Annotated in this window: 1 protein-coding gene; it reads right to left on the bottom strand. The window is 53.7% G+C overall.

Going from position 1 to position 1,108, the window contains the following annotated elements; all coding sequences use genetic code 11:
- Positions 1–92: 92 nt before the first annotated feature.
- Positions 93–1,108: transposase (locus tag AN618_RS13375; RefSeq protein ID WP_083515220.1), on the bottom strand; the 1,016-nt coding region annotated here is incomplete at its 5' end.

Raw genomic sequence — 1,108 nt, 5'->3', positions numbered from 1 at the left:
CCTGCCTATCGCCCCTTAACCCCCACCACAGGGTGTTGCCGGACTCCCGGGAAGTTCGGCAGGGAAGAGCGGCAGGCTTAAAAGCTAAAACGTCAGCCCGTCCCGCTTAACATGAAGGACAGCCACTCTGTGGGCCCCCAGCCCCGAAAAATCTTGTCCTCTCTTATGGCCCGCTTTCGGGCAGCCTTATAAAGACCAAAGAGTTTGCCCCAGAGCCCGAAGGGCTTCCATCCTTCCTTAGGCGAAAGCCTCTTCAAGAGTTCCCGGGGCATCCTCTCCGCAAATCCAAGAGCCCTGCGGGCTATCACAAGGGCTGCAGCCTGGTGAGCAGACAGCCCATAGGCTTCCGAATACTTGAAATACCCGATAAGTGAAGTGAATCTGGCAGATACGGTAAAGACTGCGATACCCCTTTTTCTCAAAGCCACGACAATCCGGTTGAAAAGGAGTTTCTTGCAAAAGTTGTGAGTTATCCGATTGAAAAGGCGGTTGGTATCGTGGTCCTGGGCAAAGGACAGCTCTTCCAGGGCTACCTGCTTTATACCCAGCGATTTCAGCCATTCGGCTATGTCTTTAGCCAGGTTTCCGGCTATCCACTCCCGTTTTTCATGGGAAACGTAGACCAGTTCGGGACACCAGAAACAGCGTGAGATATGAAAATTGCCGTCCGGCAGGACCACGGTTACGGCCACCACATCGGGGTTTAAGTCTATTCCTGCCATGGGCAAGTCTTTTTTTACAGGCACGTCATCGCCCAGGGGAAAGGAAATAAAGCAATCGAACCTTCCGTTCTTGCGGACTACCCTTACCGTATAGGCACCGGCTCTCAAAAGGTGTTGCAGGAGTATGGCCCTGTAAGGAGCGGGTATTTCCAGGGGCACCGTAACCCAGTCTTCTTCTTTCCTCCGGCGGCCGCTTTTGTCTTCCGGCTCCGGCGGTATGTAGACGTTGAGGCGGAAGGAACCGGTAACCTCGTCGAAGACCACTTCCGTGTTTGCATTGCCATACTGGCCTTCCAGTCCCTTCTGGTTGGCCTGGCCTACAGAATAGAAAGCGTTCGACCTGAGTTCCCGCCACTCTTCTTTAGAAAGTTTTCCTTCCTGGAGCA

The sequence above is a fragment of the Fervidicola ferrireducens genome (assembly GCF_001562425.1).
Classification (GTDB): Bacteria; Bacillota; Thermosediminibacteria; order Thermosediminibacterales; family Thermosediminibacteraceae; genus Fervidicola; species Fervidicola ferrireducens.
Note: the sequence above shows the minus strand (reverse complement) of the source record. Positions and strands in the feature narration are given on the sequence as shown.